This window comes from Paraburkholderia saeva (assembly GCF_907164555.1).
Lineage (GTDB): Bacteria > Pseudomonadota > Gammaproteobacteria > Burkholderiales > Burkholderiaceae > Paraburkholderia > Paraburkholderia saeva.
Map to the genome: position 1 here is coordinate 45,017 of NZ_CAJQZC010000014.1, position 17,410 is coordinate 62,426.

13 protein-coding genes are annotated in these 17,410 nt (G+C 62.7%); 5 read left to right on the forward strand and 8 right to left on the reverse strand.

Annotated features, from left to right (window positions below; translation table 11 throughout):
- Positions 1-129 precede the first annotated feature (129 nt).
- Complete coding sequence (locus LPA36_RS26600) at positions 130-783, forward strand: phosphoribosyltransferase (RefSeq protein WP_228883291.1); 654 nt, start codon at positions 130-132, stop codon at positions 781-783.
- Positions 784-805: 22 nt separating this feature from the next.
- Here the strand turns inward: LPA36_RS26600 and galU are convergent, their stop codons facing one another.
- Both galU and LPA36_RS26610 read right to left on the reverse strand, forming a co-directional pair.
- A complete protein-coding gene (gene galU, locus LPA36_RS26605) occupies positions 806-1,699 on the reverse strand; it encodes a UTP--glucose-1-phosphate uridylyltransferase GalU (protein ID WP_228883293.1) in 894 nt (297 codons plus the stop codon).
- 274 nt (positions 1,700-1,973) lie between these two features.
- The gene (locus LPA36_RS26610; RefSeq protein ID WP_228883295.1) at positions 1,974-2,120 is read right to left on the reverse strand and encodes a hypothetical protein; all 147 of its coding nucleotides are present in this window, start codon (positions 2,118-2,120) and stop codon (positions 1,974-1,976) included.
- Between the two features lie 260 nt (positions 2,121-2,380).
- On the opposite strand from LPA36_RS26610, the gene LPA36_RS26615 reads away from it, so the two are divergent.
- The gene (locus tag LPA36_RS26615) at positions 2,381-3,571 is read left to right on the forward strand and encodes an acyltransferase family protein (RefSeq protein WP_228883420.1); all 1,191 of its coding nucleotides are present in this window, start codon (positions 2,381-2,383) and stop codon (positions 3,569-3,571) included.
- Positions 3,572-3,676: 105 nt separating this feature from the next.
- On the opposite strand, the gene LPA36_RS26620 is transcribed toward LPA36_RS26615, so the two are convergent.
- The 3 genes from LPA36_RS26620 to LPA36_RS26630 all read right to left on the reverse strand — a co-directional run bounded on the left by LPA36_RS26620 (position 3,677) and on the right by LPA36_RS26630 (position 10,000).
- Positions 3,677-6,190: a glycosyltransferase family 4 protein gene (locus LPA36_RS26620; RefSeq protein WP_228883297.1), complete on the reverse strand. Its 2,514-nt coding sequence runs from the start codon at positions 6,188-6,190 to the stop codon at positions 3,677-3,679.
- Positions 6,187-7,653 (reverse strand): flippase, encoded by a 1,467-nt coding sequence (locus tag LPA36_RS26625; protein WP_228883299.1) that lies wholly within the window; start codon positions 7,651-7,653, stop codon positions 6,187-6,189. Before LPA36_RS26625 ends, LPA36_RS26620 begins: the two co-directional genes overlap by 4 nt.
- Positions 7,654-7,813: 160 nt before the next feature.
- Positions 7,814-10,000 carry an NHL repeat-containing protein gene (locus tag LPA36_RS26630; RefSeq protein ID WP_407674340.1) on the reverse strand — a complete coding sequence of 729 codons (2,187 nt, stop codon included), beginning with the start codon at positions 9,998-10,000 and terminating at the stop codon, positions 7,814-7,816.
- 494 nt (positions 10,001-10,494) lie between these two features.
- On the opposite strand from LPA36_RS26630, the gene LPA36_RS26635 reads away from it, so the two are divergent.
- The 3 genes from LPA36_RS26635 to gmd are packed head-to-tail and all read left to right on the forward strand — an operon-like array spanning position 10,495 to position 13,415.
- Entirely contained in the window at positions 10,495-11,577 is a 1,083-nt protein-coding gene (locus LPA36_RS26635; protein ID WP_228883301.1) for an acyltransferase family protein, read from the forward strand.
- 22 nt (positions 11,578-11,599) lie between these two features.
- Entirely contained in the window at positions 11,600-12,346 is a 747-nt protein-coding gene (locus LPA36_RS26640; protein ID WP_228883303.1) for an SGNH/GDSL hydrolase family protein, read from the forward strand.
- A gap of 25 nt (positions 12,347-12,371) precedes the next feature.
- Positions 12,372-13,415 (forward strand): GDP-mannose 4,6-dehydratase, encoded by a 1,044-nt coding sequence (gene gmd / locus LPA36_RS26645; protein ID WP_228883305.1) that lies wholly within the window; start codon positions 12,372-12,374, stop codon positions 13,413-13,415.
- A gap of 65 nt (positions 13,416-13,480) precedes the next feature.
- On the opposite strand, the gene LPA36_RS26650 is transcribed toward gmd, so the two are convergent.
- From LPA36_RS26650 to LPA36_RS26660, 3 genes are all read right to left on the reverse strand, one after another.
- Entirely contained in the window at positions 13,481-14,656 is a 1,176-nt protein-coding gene (locus LPA36_RS26650; protein WP_228883306.1) for a glycosyltransferase family 4 protein, read from the reverse strand.
- Positions 14,657-14,731: 75 nt separating this feature from the next.
- Positions 14,732-15,946, reverse strand: a complete 1,215-nt coding sequence (locus LPA36_RS26655; protein ID WP_228883308.1) for a glycosyltransferase family 4 protein — start codon at positions 15,944-15,946, stop codon at positions 14,732-14,734.
- Entirely contained in the window at positions 15,947-17,410 is a 1,464-nt protein-coding gene (locus tag LPA36_RS26660; RefSeq protein WP_228883422.1) for a glucose-6-phosphate isomerase, read from the reverse strand.

Sequence of the window (17,410 nt, forward strand, 5' to 3'; positions counted from 1 at the left end):
CAGCCGGTATGGTCAATATTCAGCAGGCACTGAGGAAGGGCCGGACGCGTGTTTCGCCGCCTGGCCGCGTCTGCCGCGGTGTTCGCGCGCCGTGGCAGACTGTGCGGATCAACCGTGATGAGGCCCGTCATGGAACATCGTTTTGCCGATCGCGCGGAGGCTGGCCGCGCGCTCGCGCGCCACCTGGATGCCTACGCCGGCCGTCACGACGTCGTCGTGCTCGGTTTGCCGCGCGGCGGCGTGCCCGTGGCATTCGAAGTGGCAAAAGCGCTCGGCGCGCCGCTCGATGTGCTCGTGGTCCGCAAACTCGGCGTGCCGATACAGCCGGAACTCGCGATGGGCGCGATCGCCTCGGGCGACGCGCTGTACGTCGACCGGCAGTTGCAGGACGAAACGGGCGTGACGGAAGCGGAATTCGCACGCGTGCTGATACAGGAGCGCGCCGAACTGGCACGACGCGAAGCGCTTTACCGCCCAGCGCGACCCGCACTGTCCGTCACCGGACGCACGGTGATCGTCGTGGACGACGGCATGGCGACGGGCGCGACGCTCAGGGTCGCCGCGCAGGCGCTGCGCGCGAACGCGCCGGCTTCGATTGTCGCGGCGTTGCCAGTGGCACCCGCGAACGCGGAGCACCGGCTCGGGGACAGCGTCGATGCGTTCGTCTGCGCGATGAAGCCTCACCTGTTCTTCAGCGTCGGCCAGTTTTACGCGGACTTCAGCGAAACCGCCGACGACGAAGTCCGCGACCTGCTCGCCCGCTCACGTCACGACGCACGCTGAAGCGCCCCACGGCGCGATGGATTCAGGCGGCCTTCGCCGTGAGCGCGAGCGGCAGATAGTTCTGCAGATATTCTTCGAAATCCGCCTTCACTTCAGGATGGCGCAACGCGAATTCGACGGTCGCCTTCAGATAGCCGATCTTGCTGCCGCAATCGAAACGCGTGCCGAAATAGCGGTACGCGAGCACCTGTTCTTCCGTCAGCAGCGACTGCAATGCATCGGTCAACTGCAACTCGCCGCCCGCGCCCGGATTCAACGCGCGGATGTGATTGAAGATCGTCGGCATCAGCACATAGCGGCCCACGACTCCCAGGTTCGACGGCGCCTTTTCAGGCGATGGCTTCTCGACAATCCCCGACAGCTTGATGACATCCTCTTCCCACTCGCGGCCATCGACTACGCCGTACGAGCGGCTCTCCTCGCGCGCAATGGTTTCAACGCCCACCACCGAGCTGTGATAGTGGTTGAACACGTTGACCAGCTGTTTCATGACGGGCTCGGTGCTGTGCAGCAGATCGTCCGCGAGCATCACGGCGAACGGGCTGTCGCCTACCAGCTTTTCGGCGCACAGCACGGCATGACCGAGGCCAAGTGCCGTTGCCTGGCGAACGTAGAAACAGTCGACGTTCGCAGGCTTGATGTTGCGCACGAGGTCGAGCAGTTCTTCCTTGCCGCGTGCTTCGAGCTCGGCTTCGATTTCGTACGACTTGTCGAAGTGATCTTCAATCGCGCGCTTGCTGCGGCCTGTGACGAAGATCATCTCTGTAATGCCTGCCTCGATCGCTTCTTCTACCGCGTACTGGATCAAGGGCTTGTCGACCACCGGCAGCATTTCCTTCGGGCTCGCCTTGGTGGCGGGCAGGAAGCGCGTGCCGAGGCCCGCCACGGGAAACACGGCTTTAGTGACTTTCAGCATGGTTGTGTTCTCGCATCTGTGGATGACTGTGCGTTTCGCCCCAGCTTTCGGGGTTCCGCGTTCTCCAAAAAGATTAGCGGAAAATAATTCATTTTGAGAACCGAAATTACGATTGAATCACGCTATGCAAAATCATTCACACCGGTTTGTCATATTATGAAATCTACGCGGAAACACTTACACGGCGATTAAACGAAATCCGGAAGGATTTTCCGGACTTCCCGGTTCGCGTACGACTGCTGAAAGGTGATCGCGCGCGAACCGTTTTTTTCAGTTACTCGTTCTCGTCCACAGGCGGAAGCTTACTACCCTGATTCATTCGAAAGCGGCTTATCGGTTCGTTCTTCAATGCCTCGCGATACGCCGAAATCGCGACGAGGATCAGCAATACGGCGACGCCTGCCAGTAGATGGATGTTCATGTGCCACTCCTGATTCCAGCAATCCAGTCTTCAAACTAGCATGACAAAACGGACAAATAATTCACTGCCCGGAATCGCTTTTCTTTTCCTGGCGAGGTGTCATCGGGGCGTCTTTTAATTCCTTTCAAAAGGCGATTTTTTATTCATTTATTCATTTCCGCCGCGCATTAGGATACTCATGCGGCCGCGTGCGTTGAAGCCGGTCCGCGTTTCGCCGCATCGGCGCCAGCGTTTGCGAACGCATGAACCAGGGATTCCGTATGAGCGACCCGGCATTGCATGCCTCCGGCACATCGCTGCCATTCACGTCCGCTTCACGCACTCACACACGCGTCGAAAGCATCGCCAAGGAGCACGTCGTCGATGCGATGCGGGGCTTTGCCGCGCTGCTTGTGGCGTACTTCCACTGCCGTCAGGTCACGTGGGTCGGCATGGAGACGTTTCACCGCACAGCGGGCCACGTGCTCGACCTCAACACGATCGTCGCGTATCTGACGTTTCCCATCGCATGGGGCTCGGCGGGCGTGCCGATTTTCTTTGTCATCAGCGGTTACTGCATACATCGCGGCGGCGCATTGCGTCTCGCCGCGAATCCGTCATACAAACTCGATGCTGCGAATTTCTGGGCGCGCCGTTTCGCGCGTATCTATCCGGTGCTGCTGGCGGCGCTCCTGCTGACGTTCGCACTCGATTCGATCAGCTACCAGTTGCCACCGGTCAGCCACAAGCTGAAAGACATCGGCCTGCCGGTGTTTCTCGTGAACCTGTTCTCGCTGCAAGGTGTTGCGGGGCGTACCTACGGCTCGAACGGCGCGCTCTGGACGCTCTCGCTCGAAGTCCAGTTCTACGCCGTCTATCCGCTGCTCTTCGCGTTGCGCCGCCGGCTCGGCATGCCGTGGGTTGTCGCGATCGTCGCGGCGCTCAACGTCGTGTCAGCGTTTGCGCTGGAACGCCAGGACGTGCAGTTTTTCACGTCGTATTGGCTCTCATGGACGCTCGGCGCGTGGATCGCCGAAGCCAGAGCGCATGCAGGCACCCGTACGGGCCCGCGATCGCCCTGGCTCTATGCCACTGCGGCGGTGTTCATCCTCGCAGGCTTCGTGGCGTTTCACTTCGGGCAATACGCGGCGTTCCAGTTGTGGGCCATAGGTTTTGCGTGCTATCTGCTAAAGGCGCTCGATCGTCCCGCTTCGAACGCTCCGCGTTTTCCGCTGTTGTCGCGCCTTGGGGATTTCAGCTTCTCGCTTTACGTCGTGCATCTGCCGCTCTTCGTGCTGCTGTCGGCCCTCGTGCTTCATTCGTCGCAGCAGGTTTCGATCTGGCCTTCGTTTGCGTTTCTGCTGATCGCCATTCCGTTCGCCTGGGTGTTTTACCGTCTGGTCGAACTGCCCGCCATGAAGTGGTCGGCGAGCCTCAAGCCCAAGGCAAAAGCGGCGCGGGCTCGAAGCTGAGCAGGCGCCGCTTTCTGTTGCTTCCCACCCTTTCCTGCCATTTCCTTTTCTGCACCGGCCGCTGATGCGGCCGGCTTCATTCCGGCTTGCGCCGGCATGGCCTTCTTACGCGACGGCTGCCCTCTTCAGCTTTCCGGCCTTGCTGGCCTGCCCCGCCACGCTCTTCAGAACCCGCTCGACGCCAGCGACATAGTTCGCCGTGCCAAAGCGTTGCACTGCTGTGCGATGACCATTCGCGACGATCAGCTCGCGCAACGCGATGTTCGACTGAAGCTGCGCCAGCGTCTTTGCAAGCGCGCCTGCATCGCCTGGTTCGCACAGCAATCCGTCCACGCCGTCTTCGACGATTTCGAGCACACCGCCCGCGCGCGCCGCAACCACCGGACGCAGCGCGAGCATGCCTTCGACGATCACGCGCCCAAACGGCTCCGGCGTGATCGACGTGTGCGCAACGACATCGACCGCGCACATGCAGGCGGCGACGTCGTGCTGGAAGCCGAGAAAATGCACGCGTTCCACAAGACCGTTTGCGTCGACAAATGCACGCAGGCCGGCTTCGTATTCGTCTTCGCCGAAGAGTGCCGCACCGACAAACACCGCATGCATGCGCGGATTGAGCACCATCGCTTCGAGCAGGACGTGCTGGCCCTTCCAGTGCGCGAGGCGACTGAACGAGCCGACGAGAAACGCGTCCTGTGGCAAGCCCAGCCGCGTGCGCAACGTGCGTTGCGGCACACCGCGCAATGCATCGAACGGCACCGCGGAAATGCCGTTTAACACGACGTCGATCCGCTTGCTGTCGAAATCGGTCAGATCGGAAAACGCCTGCGCTGAAGCCTCCGAATTCGCCACCACATGCGCGAGCCCGAACTTCGCGCACCACTTGATGATTGCCAGCTGCTTGCGGCCGAAGTGTTGCGCGCTGACGATATCGCGCAGATGCCAGACCACCGGCTTGCGTGCGATTCGACCCGCTATGACGCCAATCACCATCGCGCGCTGGGTGTTCGCGTAGATCACGTCGGCGTCACGCGCGCGGGCGGTCACGGCGCGCACCAGCGAGGCGAGACCCGCGAGCGCGGAGCCTTTCGGCAGTTTGCCACCCTGCTTGCGCACGTGGCGCAATGCACCGGCGTCCAGCACGTCGACCGCGACGCCCGCTTCGTCGAGTGCGGTGCGAAACGGACCATCGTCGAAAAGCGCGACGTGGATGCGGGCGCGCAACGTCTTGACGACTTCGAGCAGCGACAGCTCGGCACCGCCCAGCACGCCGCTTTGATCGATGGCAAGCACGCCAATGCTGCCCGCCTTGAGCGCCCCGTCCGAGGGCGGCGCGGTATCGAACGGCGGCAGCGTCGCATCGCGCAGCGCCGGGACCTTCTGCCTGACATGCTCAAAGAAGCGCTCGCGAAAGAAATGCGCCGAGAACTGCTCGGCGTTCGCGCGGCAATCCGCGGGCGAAAAGCGTCCGACGTTGGCGTCGAACTGCTCGACGGCCTCGATGATCGAAGCGGTAGTCTGTTCGTCGAAGAACAGGCCCGTGGGCCGCGCTTCGTACAGGTCACGTACGGTTTCCAGCGCACCGCCCTTGCCGTACGCGATAACCGGCGTGCCGCAGGCCTGCGCTTCCACCACCGAGATGCCGAAGTCTTCTTCTGCGGCGAACACGAACGCCTTCGCGCGACGCATCTGGTCGTGCAGCACCTTGAACGGCTGATAACCCAGGATCTCGACGTTCGGCGTCGCCTTCGCGCGGATCTTCTGCATGTCGGGACCGTCGCCGATTACGACGAGGCGCCGTTCAGGCATCTTTGCAAACGCCTCGACGATCAGGTCGATCTTCTTGTACGGCACCATCCGCGAAGCAGTCAGATAGAAATCTTCCTTGTGCTCGTTGACGAGGAAGGCCTCCACATCGACTGGCGGGAAGATGACTTCCGCCTCGCGCTGATAGACCTTCCTGATCCTTCGCGCAATAAACGCCGAATTCGCGACGAACTCATCCACCGAATTCGACGTGCGGATATCCCAGTTGCGGATGTAGTGAAGAATCAGCCGTGCAAGGGCCGAGCGCGGGCCATTAATCAGGTTCGACTGTTTCAGATACTGATGCTGCAGATCCCACGCATAGCGGATCGGCGAATGCACGTAGCTGATGTGGACCTGATCGGGGCCTGTCAGAACGCCCTTGGCAACAGCGTGGCTGCTGGAAATCACAACGTCGTAAGCGGACACGTCGAGCTGCTCGATTGCGAGCGGCATCAACGGCAGCATCGCGCGATACTTCTTGCGGGCGAGCGGCAGGTTCTGGATAAACGACGTGGTCACCGGCTTGTTGCGGATGAACGAGCGGTCGTCGAGAAAATCGACGAGGCTGAACAGATCCGCATCCGGAAAGCACGCGATGATCTGTTCGAGCACACGCTCGGCGCCGGCATAGGTCACGAGCCAGTCGTGCACGATCGCCACGCGCACCGGCTTGCCCGATGGCGGCAGGCGACGCGCCGGCAGTTCCGGGCGCTGCACCGGCAACAGCGCGCCGGGAATATTCGTGACAGGCGCAACGGGTGCGTCAGGGTTCGTGCGCAGGACGGGTTCGTCAAGGACGTCTTGGTTCATGCGCTTTTCCTCGGGTTCAGCCGCAGCAGCAGCGAGCGGGCAATTCCGCGCACCGCTGGCGTCATCGTGAGAGACCAGCCCGTGTTCGCGAGCACGACGAGCGCGCCCGCGACGAGCGCCACCGTGAAACTCGACAGGAAGGCGGCGAGATACAGGCTGCCCAGCAGAAAGACGAGATGCGGCAACATGTCGAGCCAGATCGGCCGCGCGCGAATCGCCGAGAGCCACAGCAGCACCGCGTAATCGAGGAGCGCGCGGGCGACCACCACCACGGCTGCACCCGTCAGACCGAAATGCGCAATGCCGAACCACAATCCCCCGGCGAAGAGCGGTAGCTCGACGAGCGCGACCCTGGCCGCAGCAGCAGGATTCACCTGCGACTGGATCAGCACGCGCGTGACGTTCGCCTGCCCGATGAGCCAGACGCTCAACACGAGAATGCGGCCGACAGGTGCTGCTTCGCGTGCGAGTTCAGCGCCCACCCACAAGTGCAGAAACGGTTCGAGCGCGAAAATCGCAACGATTGCAACGGGCGTGAACACCGCGTTGAGAAATTCGAGCGCCTGTTGCGCGAGCACGTCCGCATGATCGCGCCGCACCGCCGAAAGTCGGGGAAAGAGCGTGCGTACCACCGCTGTCGAAACGATGTTGAGCCGGTAGACGAGGTTCTGCGGCACCGTGTAATACGTGACGAAACGCGCACCCATTGCCGTGCCGAGCATCATGCGGTCGAGCGAATCGGAGACCATGTTCGTCATGCTCGTCACAAGCATCCAGCCACCGAAGTTGAAGAGGCCTTTGGCGACCTTCAATTGCGGCGGCATGATGCGACGGATGTTGAGCACCTTGAGGGTCGAACGCCCCAGCAGCAACGCGGCGAAAAGCCGTGCGACGACTGCCGCGGCCAGCACGCTTTGCAGGTTCGGTGCGATGAGCCACGCAGCGGCCAGCGGCAGCAGCTGGAACACGAACGTACCAATCGTCTGGTTCGTGTTGTAGATACCAAAGCGTTCGGCGCCGTTGATCGCACCGGAAAACACCCACGAGACGTTCGCAATCGGAATCGCGACGGCAAGCCAGGGCAGCGCCATGTACACCTCATGCTGCAACGCCGGCGACACGCGCGTGAAATACGCGGTGTAGATGAACGCGCCGAAGTAGATCACGAGGCCGCCGATAATGCCGGTGCCGAGGTTGAGCCAGAACGCGCTCCAGAACACCCGTGCGCATTCTTCTTCGTCATTCGAGGCGCGCGCCTTCGAGATGTGATTCTGCGCGGCCATGCTCATGCCGAGATCGAGAATCCCGAAGTAGCCGATCAGCGTCCACACGAGGCTGATCACGCCGTAGCGCTCCACGCCCAGCGCCCTGATGTAGGCCGGCACCGTCACGAGCGAAACGAAGGTCGGCAACACCAGCCCGCAAAAGTTGATCGCTACGTTCTTGAGGATGCCTTTTTCCATCAGATGCCTTTGAGTCAGTCTTGCGTCCGGCGCCGACGCGCCGGGAGATGCTTCGAGTAAAGCACGTAAAAAATCCCCGCTGGCGTTGTCGAACGCCAGGAAAATAATCGGCCGAGGTGAGAAGAAAATACCTTGAAAAAGGCTTCAAAACACTTTTATGTCAGGTTGACTTCCAGCGATACATCAACACTTTTCCACGGGCGTCTTCCTCGACGAACACCAGGTATTCGCCGTCGCTGCGCCTGAAGGCGCTAATGCCGTTCGGCACGTCGACCCAGCCCGACGCGCGGCCCACTTCCGGACCCGGCCGGATCACGCCGACTTCACGACCGGAGTCCTTGTCGTACACATGAATCGTCGCAAACGGTTCGACGGCGAAGATGTACTGGCCTTCAACCGTGAAGCCCATGATCGTCGCAACCGGCCGCGTCTTCGTTTCCCATGGCAACGTAATGGCGTAGCGTTGCACGGGCTTGCCGGACGACCATTTGTCGTAGCGCACCAGCAGACGCCCCGCTTCCTTCCAGAATGCCCGGTCCACACCGAGCTCGGCCGTATAACCCGTCGCGTACATCGTGTCGGTGGGCGCGTCGTACACGGCGCGGCGCAATTCCGTGAAAGGCGCGGGCACCGGATAGGTGGTCATGTTCGACCACGCGTAGACCGGGTTGCCGCTCGCATCGAGGCCGCCGAAGTGCAGGCGGTAAATGCCCTGCGTGTCGCGTGTGCGCCAGATGTCGCCGGCGGAATCGATCCACCAGCCCCACCCACCTGGAAACTTCGCGCCACTGTCGTTTCGCGAGAATTCGTTTGCATCGAAACGACCATTGCCGTTTGCATCGCGCCACATCCAGTCACCGCCCGGCGGCGCATTCGGGATGTTTTCGACGGCCTTCGCGCTGCCCGCGATGAACCCCGAAGGAATCGCCGTCTCGCCATTTCTCGCCGCATCGAAGCGATAGATCTTGATGTGATCTGCGTACATGTCGGTGAGAAACAGGAACGTACGTCCCTTCAATTTGCGTGCAACCGGCAGACCGGGCCACTCAGCGACGGTGAACACGGGGTCTTCCGGATACCGGAAGCGGTTCGACAGAAAACCCACGTATTTCCAGTCCTGACCCGCCGGCTTCGACAGATCGAGCTCGAACCGCTTGTTGCCGGTATAGACGCTGTCGGGCCGCGACGGATCCATCCACGCGCCATCGACGAACAGCAGCCCCTGCAACTGCCACAGCTGGCGCCCGTCCGGCGCATAGCTTTCAAGCGTCGCGCCGAGATTCGCGCCAATCACCTTGCGCACCGGTCCGACGCCATTGCACGACACATACACGTTGCCGCGCGCATCGACGCCCACACCCGTCAGGCCATTGAAACGCTGCGGTCCCGGCCTGCCGGAGACGCCGGAGAAAATTCCGCCACGTTCGCCAAGCGTGCCGCTCGCCGTATAGCGGCCGTTCGTGCGGCTGAAAAAGAGCACCTGCTGGCGCGGACCGTTATCGGCCACCAGCACGCGGCCCTGTCCGTCGACTGCGACGTCGGCGACGACCGTGTCGTCGGGCAGCGGCAACGTATCGTTCAGGCGCTGCCCATCGGCCGTGAAATGCGCCACGCGCCGTGAAGCGTCACCGTGTGTGCCGGTCAACACCCAGAGCGTCCCGTCCGGCGCGAGGGCAATACGCCCCGGTTCCCGCACGCTCCACGTCGTTTTCTGCACCATCGAGTCGGCGTCGTAGACCTCGATCCGGTCACGCGACGTGTTCGACACATAGAGCGTGGTGTCGCTCGCGGCGAGGCCGTCGATCTCCGCCTTCTGCCCGGTGGGCACCTCGTTCACCATCAGGAAGCTGGCCGCCAGCCGCGCACGCGGATCGAGCGCGACCGAAACGTTGGCGCCGCTGCGAAACGGCGCACTGCGCTTCGGATCGGCGATCTCGCGACGCGACACGCCGTACCACTGCTTTCCCTTCTCCGGCCACACGCCGGCCGAAACCAGATGGCCGCCTTCGTTGCCCACCGCTACGGCCAGAAATTCGTACTTGCGGTTGATTGCGACGGCCGTGCCGCCCAGGTTACCCCAGCCATGCGTGTCGCCCGCGAGACCGACCACCTTGCCGTTCTGATAGATGCTCGCCTCGGCGCCGCTCTCGTCCCAGATCGTGTTCGTGTACACCTTGCCATCGGGCGACACCGCGATCGCGGCGATGTCGATCTGCATCCATGTGCCGTCGCCGAAACCGAACGTATTGCCGATCCACGACGTCTTCGCGTTCAGCACGTTTTCGGCGTGCAACGGGCACGACGCGAGCGACACCCAGAACAGCAACGTGCACAGACGCTTCGTCACAAAACGGGTGGACAGCGATGCAGTCAGCGAACGCGGCAATACAGATCCTCCAGGCAGGGGCGGCTCGCAACGCGGTTCGCGCGCGATCGATGCGGGTCGTTTCCACCGGATCACCTTACGCGGGAAATTCGCACCGACGAAAATCGAAAATAATTCAAAAATATTCAGGGAATATTCCCGGATATCCGGGCTGGCTGAATTGCGCGCGTGAATAACGCCACGTAACCGCCATGGAATGTGAACCGGCATGAAACGGGGATTTCTGCCGGAATCTTGCATGTTTGCGCGCACGCGCCGGACGGCGTTCTGGAAAGGGATTCGCATGAGAACCTCATCTCGGCATTGGCCGATTACATTCTGATTCCATTGTTTCGGTTTATCAGTCCCGCACTCGTTTTTTCATCAGTTTATTTTCCCTAGAATGGGCGGCACTCCCGTTGTTCACAGGATGTATTTGTGCATGCGGCTTACAACGCGCCCTTTCCGGATGGTTCATGACAGCAAGCGTACTGCCCGTCCCACCTCGCCCCTCCCGCCGCATCGTCCAGCTCGACGGACTGCGCGCCTTCGCCGTTCTCGCCGTGTTCGCCCAGCATGCGCTCAAGGCGCCGTTATGGATGGGCGTGGACCTGTTCTTCGTGCTGAGCGGTTTTCTGATCACCGGCATCCTGCTGGAACGCAACGCGCGCCAGCAGTCGTATTTCAGTTATTTCTACGCGCGGCGTATTCGCCGTATCCTGCCGCCTTATCTGCTGCTGATGCTCGTGTCGTCGCTCGTGTTCGGGCTCGGCTGGGCGCGGCACTGGGAGTGGTATGCGCTCTTTGCGACGAATATCGGCGACGCGCTCGGACAAAGCGGCCATGACAGCCTGAACGTGCTCTGGTCGCTCGCTGTCGAGGAGCAGTTTTACATCGTCTGGCCGTTCGCGGTGCTGCTGCTGTCGCAACGCGCGCTCGCCCTGCTCGCCGCCGCGCTGATCGTCCTCGTGCCGCTGCTGCGCGCGTTCGCGACGCCTTGGTTCGACACGTTCTGGCCGATCTACTACCTCACGCCGTTCCGCATGGATCTGCTGTCAGCGGGCGCGTTGCTCGCGGTGGCGGTACGGCGCGATCGCAACGCGCTCGAACCGTTCCGTGTGCCGGCGGTGTTCGCACTGTTTGCGGCGCTCATCGTGCTCGCGTGGCTGCATCTGCATTTTCCGCGCTTTCGTGCGGCAAATACGCCGCTTTCGAATGCTGCCCTCTACAGCATATCGCTTGTGCTGTGTACATCGGCGCTCGTGATCGCGTTACAGTCGAAGGGTATCGTCAGGCGCGTTCTGTCGCATCCGGCGCTCGTGTATATCGGCACGGTCAGCTACACGGTCTATCTGATTCATCTGACCGTGCTTTACATGCTGTGGCCACTTGAACTGAACCGTTATGTAACCGCCGCGCTGGCGCTTGCCATCACGCTGGCTTACGCAACGCTGACCTGGTTCACGTTCGAACGGCGTCTGATTGCCGGATCGGGTGCAGGGCAGGCGCGCACACGAACGGTGTTGTCCCGCACCGGCTCCGCCGGGTCGCGGCCGTGAACCCTTTCACCCGCACTGCGCCATGAAACCAGCCGCATCGTCACTGTTCCCCGCTGCCCGCGCCCTGCTCTTCGCAGCGCTCGCGTTGTGCGGCAGTGTCCGGACGGCTGCTGCCGCCGAACCGCATGAGTTGCTCATCGAGGCGTACGGCGATTCGACGACGCTCGGCATCTCATGCAGCGGCGGTCACTGCGGAGCGCGCGTGCAAAACGCGGTGACGTATCTGCAGGACGCGTTGCAGTCCACACACGGCTGGCGCGTCTCGGTGACCAATTACGGCGTCGGCGGCACAACGGCATCGCAGTTGCGCGACGGCACGGAACACGGCCGCGTCACGCCGTGGAAAATACGCATCGCGGCCTCACGCGCGCAGATCGTAACGATCAACTACGGCATCAACGAAGTCATGCAGGGCCAGACACCCGAGCAGTTCTACGCAGCGGAAAGCGAACTTGTGAGCAGTGCGCGTGCGTTCGGCAAACAGGTCGTGCTGGAAACATCGAACCCGATGCCCGACGGACAGCTGAATGCGAAACTCGCCGCGATGGCCTCGATGACGCGCCGCGTCGCCGCCGAACAGCACGTTCTGCTCGTCGACCAGTTTGCATACATCAGCGCGCTGCCCGACTGGAAATCGATGATGTCCGACGGCGCGCATCCGAAGCCGGAGCTTTACCGGATCAAGGCAGGACAGGACTTCAACGTGCTCGACCCGCTCGTGCGGCAGATGCTCGAGCGCGGCAACGCCGTTCGCGCCTCGTCTCAATGAATTTCACTACCCGGAAGGATCATTCATGAACACTCCACGCAAGGCCATCATCACGGGCGTGTCCGGACAGGACGGCGCCTATCTGACGAAGCTGTTACTGAACAAGGGCTATCGCGTCACCGGCACCTACCGGCGCACCAGTTCCGTCAACTTCTGGCGCATGGAAGAACTCGGCGTGCTCGACCACCCGAACCTTTCGCTCGTCGAACACGACCTGACCGACCTCGGTTCGACAATGCGCCTTCTCATCGCCACCGAGGCCGACGAGGTATACAACCTCGCGGCGCAAAGCTTTGTGGGCGTGTCATTCGACCAGCCCATCACGACCGCCGAAGTGACAGGCGTGGGCGCGCTGAATCTTCTCGAAGGCATTCGCATCGTGAACCCGAAAACGCGCTTCTACCAGGCGTCGACATCGGAAATGTTCGGCAAGGTGCAGGCCGTCCCGCAACGCGAAGACACGCCGTTCTATCCACGCAGCCCGTACGGCGTCGCAAAGCTGTTCGCGCACTGGTCGACGATCAACTATCGCGAGTCGTATGGACTCTTTGCGAGCAGCGGCATTCTGTTCAATCACGAATCGCCGCTACGTGGCCGCGAATTCGTCACGCGCAAGATCACGGATACGGTCGCGAAGATCCGGCTCGGCAAGGTGGACGCGCTCGAACTCGGCAACATGGATGCAAAACGCGACTGGGGTTTCGCGCTCGAATACGTCGAGGGCATGTGGCGCATGCTGCAGGCCGATGAACCGGATACGTTCGTGCTGGCCACGAACCGTACCGAAACCGTGCGCGACTTCGTACGCATGGCGTTCGCGGCGGCGGGCTATCAGCTCGAATGGTCCGGCAAGGCCGAACAGGAAACCGGCATCGACGTCGCGACCGGCAAGACGCTCGTGCGCGTGAACCCGAAGTTCTATCGCCCCGCCGAAGTCGACCTGCTGATCGGTTGCGCGGACAAGGCCCACGAAAAGCTGGGCTGGAAACCGGAGACCACGCTAGAACAGCTATGCCAGATGATGGTTGCCGCCGATCTCTCGCGCAACGAGCATCACCAGACGTTCTGACGCTACACGTCCGAAAGAAAAGCGCGACCTCGTATTGAGGTCGCGCTTTTTGTCTGAAGCACACGCTATGCGGCTTGCAGGACGCTCCCCGCCGCAATCGCTTCGTCATAGACCGAAGCCACGCGCTTCGCGATCACCGCGTTGTCGAAGTTCTCACGTGCATATGCGCGGCATGCGTCGGCATCCGGCAGCCTGAGCGAGCCATCGAGCGCCGCGGCAAGCCCGCTCGCGATCGCCTCGGCGCCTGTGGACGGCAGCACCAGATCCTGCGACAGCCCCGCCACCGCTTCCGGCAATCCGCCTACTGGGGTGACGAGCACAGGCGTGCCCGACGCGAGCGATTCCACCGTGATCAGCCCGAACCCCTCGAGCGCGACGGTCGGCACGACGCTGATCGTCGCGGCGCGATAGAGCGTCGCGAGATGCTGGTCGGGCACGAAGCCGAGCAGTTTGACGTTGTCCGCGAGACCGGCTTCGTCGATGCGTGCCTGCAGTTCCGCCTCGAGCCTGCCCTTGCCGGCGATCAGCAGCAGCACGTCGGGCTGCTGGCGTTTGAGGAGCTTCACGGCATCGACGAGGTCTTCGAGTCCCATGCGGCGCACAAGGCGCCGCACGGCCAGCACGATCGGACGGCCGAGCGGCAGCTGCAGTTTGAGCCGCGCCTCGATGGGCGTCACCGGCAGGTTGAACTGCTCGACGTTCACGCAACCCGGCACGACACGAATGCGCTCCGGCGAAATGCCATAGCGCGACGTCAGGATCTTGCCGAACGCATCCGAAAGCACGATCAGGCGCGACGAGCGCGAATACACGGCCTGTTCGAGATAGCGCTTCGCGCGCTGGCCGAGCGAATCGGCGCCTTCGACGTGACTTTCGTCGGCCCACGGCCCCTGAAAATGCGAGACCTGCGGAATGCCGCGCGTCACGTCGAGGCCCGGAAACGTGTACAGCGCGAAGTGCGACGAGATCACATCGGGCCGCTCGATATCGATTGCATCGCGCAGCGCGCGGCGCGCGGCCATCAGACGCCGCGGTAGCGACTGCGCCGCGGAACCGAAGCCGCGAATCGCGCCATCGGTGTCTTCCGCGACCCGCGACGAGCCCGCGACGACGCCCCGTACCGCGACGCCCGCGCCCGGCAGTGCGCCGACGAGCGAGTAGTACATGCGGTCGAGTCCGCCGGCACGCTCGGGGAACCAGTGCATGCCGATTTGCAGCGATTTGATTGAACGGGTTGTCATGGCTGTTCCCTCGTTATTTTTGAACATGACCGCAACGGCGCGCTGCGGTCAGCGTAGCGATGATCGATACGTGAATCATTCGGCCGTCTCGCGGCGCGCGAGCATACCGGCGCGCCCTGCTTCGCCCTGGGTGCTGCGCACGTTGCGCGGGCCGCCGCGACGGCCGCTGATCTGCCGGTACAGATCGATGTACTGGCGTGCCATACGCGCCCAGCCGAAGCCGGTCGCGAGTTCGCTGGCGGCACGGCCCATCGCGCGGCGCACCGGGTCGGACGCCGCGAGGCGCGCGATTGCCCCCGCAAGCGCATGTGGATCGTCCGGATCTTCGAGCACGATGCCGCACTCGGGCGTGATGATTTCCGCGCCCCCTGCCGTGCGCGCGGTAACAACGGGCAGACCGGCCGCCATCGCCTCGAGCAGCGACAGGCTCATCGCCTCATAGCGCGACGGAAAGACGAACGCATCGACGGAATGCATCAGCACCGGCATCTCTTTCACGAGCCCGAGAAAATGCACGCGATGCTCGACGCCGAGCGCACGTGCTTCGTCCGGATACGGGCTGCCTGGCAGATAACCGGCCACGGCGATATGCACGTGCTCGGGCAGTTCCTTCAGCGCCTTGAGCACAGTGCCGAGGTTCTTGCGCGGCGTGCGCAGATCGCCCACAAAGAGGAGCAGAAACGCGTCGTCCGGCAGGTTGAATTTCGCGCGATCCTCCGTAGCGGCCGCGAAACCCTCGGTATCGACGCCGTTGTAGATCACGTCGACGCGATTGCGCGGCGTCAGACCGAGCGCGCGGATTTCGTCGGCGACCTTCTGCGAGACGGCTGTGATCACGCTGGAGCGCCGGTACGCCCAACGTTCGAGCTGCGCGTTCACGCCGGTGTAGAGAAACTGGTAGGCAGACCACACGCCCTTCGCGAGCCCGAACGGATAGTAGCGGCTGTCGAACCAGCCGCTGTGCACGAAGTGCGCGGTGTTGACGTCGGCGGCGATCCACGAGATAAAGCCGTTCACATGCAGGACGTCGTATTCACGACGATGCCGGCGCAACCACCATGCGCTCTTGAGCGCGAACACCTGCTGGCGGAGCAGGTTCGACGGCCACCATTTGCCGATCCGTATCGGGATCCAGCGCACGTCGGGATGCGCCAGCAGTTCCGGCGCGACGTGCGACGCAATGAGGGTCACCGCAATATTTTCATCCAGGGCCGCGCGCGCAATTTCATGGTTGACGCGTCCCTGGCCGTCGTTATGACGCACGACGTGCGTGACGATGGCGACTCTCAATCAGTGCCCTCCATGGAGTATGAGATTCCGCCGGCGGTTCAGCTTTTGCCAGTGCGCCGCGGACAGAATCGAGAAGAAGCTCATGAACAGCAGCAGGCCGCCTGTGCCCACGAGCGAATTGGTGAAGACCAGCATCGAGAAACACGCAAGCCCGAGGCTCAGGCACGCGCCCGCGAACTTGTCGTCCTTGAGCGAGAACGAAGCGAGTACGGCCCGCATCAGGAGCCACACAATGCCCGACATGTAGAGCAGCGTGCCAGGCCAGCCCAGCACGAACGGAATGTTCATCACGCCGCTGTCGAAGTTGCCGTACTTGCCGAGCTCGCCGCCGCTGTCGCTCGACAGTTTGGTCGACGTGCCGGTGGCGCCGAGGCCTTCGCCCTGCACATCGGTGAACGCGGTTTTGGCGAAGGTTGCGTAGAACTGGTTACGCGCTGCGTAGCTCGTGTCGTCGTTGAGGTTGACGATGGTTTCCAGACGCGTCTGCATCCGCTCCGCAACCGGGCCGACGGCCAGCAGCGGCACGCACAGGCCCCCGAGCAGCACGGCGGTCGCGATGATCCGCACGCGCACGCGGTTGCTCGACTTGATGAGCTGGATCATCAGCGCGACGACCCAGCCGCCCCACGTCGAGCGCACGAGGCTCAACGCGAACGCGAGAAAGCCGAGCGCGCCCGCGATCCAGCGCACGCGATGCTGCGCCGCCATCACGAACACCATCGCGCCCATCATCGCCAGCGCGAACGGGCCGGACGAATTCATCGTGCTGAACACGCGCACGCCGAGCGGCACGGCGTCGCCCTGTGAGTTCATCTGCGAACCGAGCATCCACATCACGTCCCATGCCGGCATGATGAAAAACTGCACGAGACCGTAGGCGCCCATCGCGAGCATGCCCCAGATGAACGTGTTGACGATCACCTCGCGGTACTCGGGGTACTGGCGCGTGTGCGCCATGATGTGAAAACCGATCAGCACCGGATAGAGCCAGTTCGCAAGGTCGTACAGCGCGGCGAGCGGCCCGCTCGACACCACGCCGACCAGAAACGCGTAGGCCAGACCCGCGAGGATCAGCAGCACCGGCAGGCCGCGCCGCTGCGCGAGCAGCGGGTAAAAACGAAGCAGCGAGAGGCCGCTGATCATCGTGACGGCGAGCGGCGCGACCTGAATCAGGCTCGTCGGCGTGAACGAGCCTTTCGACCAGTCCGCGAGACGGCGCACTTCAGGGCTCAGGAACCACAGCCACCACATGAAGCCGACATAGTGCGCGGGGCTTTTGAAGTAGAGCCAGAAGCCCGTGAGAATCGCGAGCACCGGAAACGCGAGTGTCAGCACGGTGCCCTGGTGCGCGCCGATCAGGACGGCCGTGACGAGCCACAGCAGCGCCTGCGGCAGCCAGGCCTTGCGTTCGCTGCTGAAAAAGCGCGACGGACGTGCGTCGATCGGGGCGCGTGCGACAGCCAT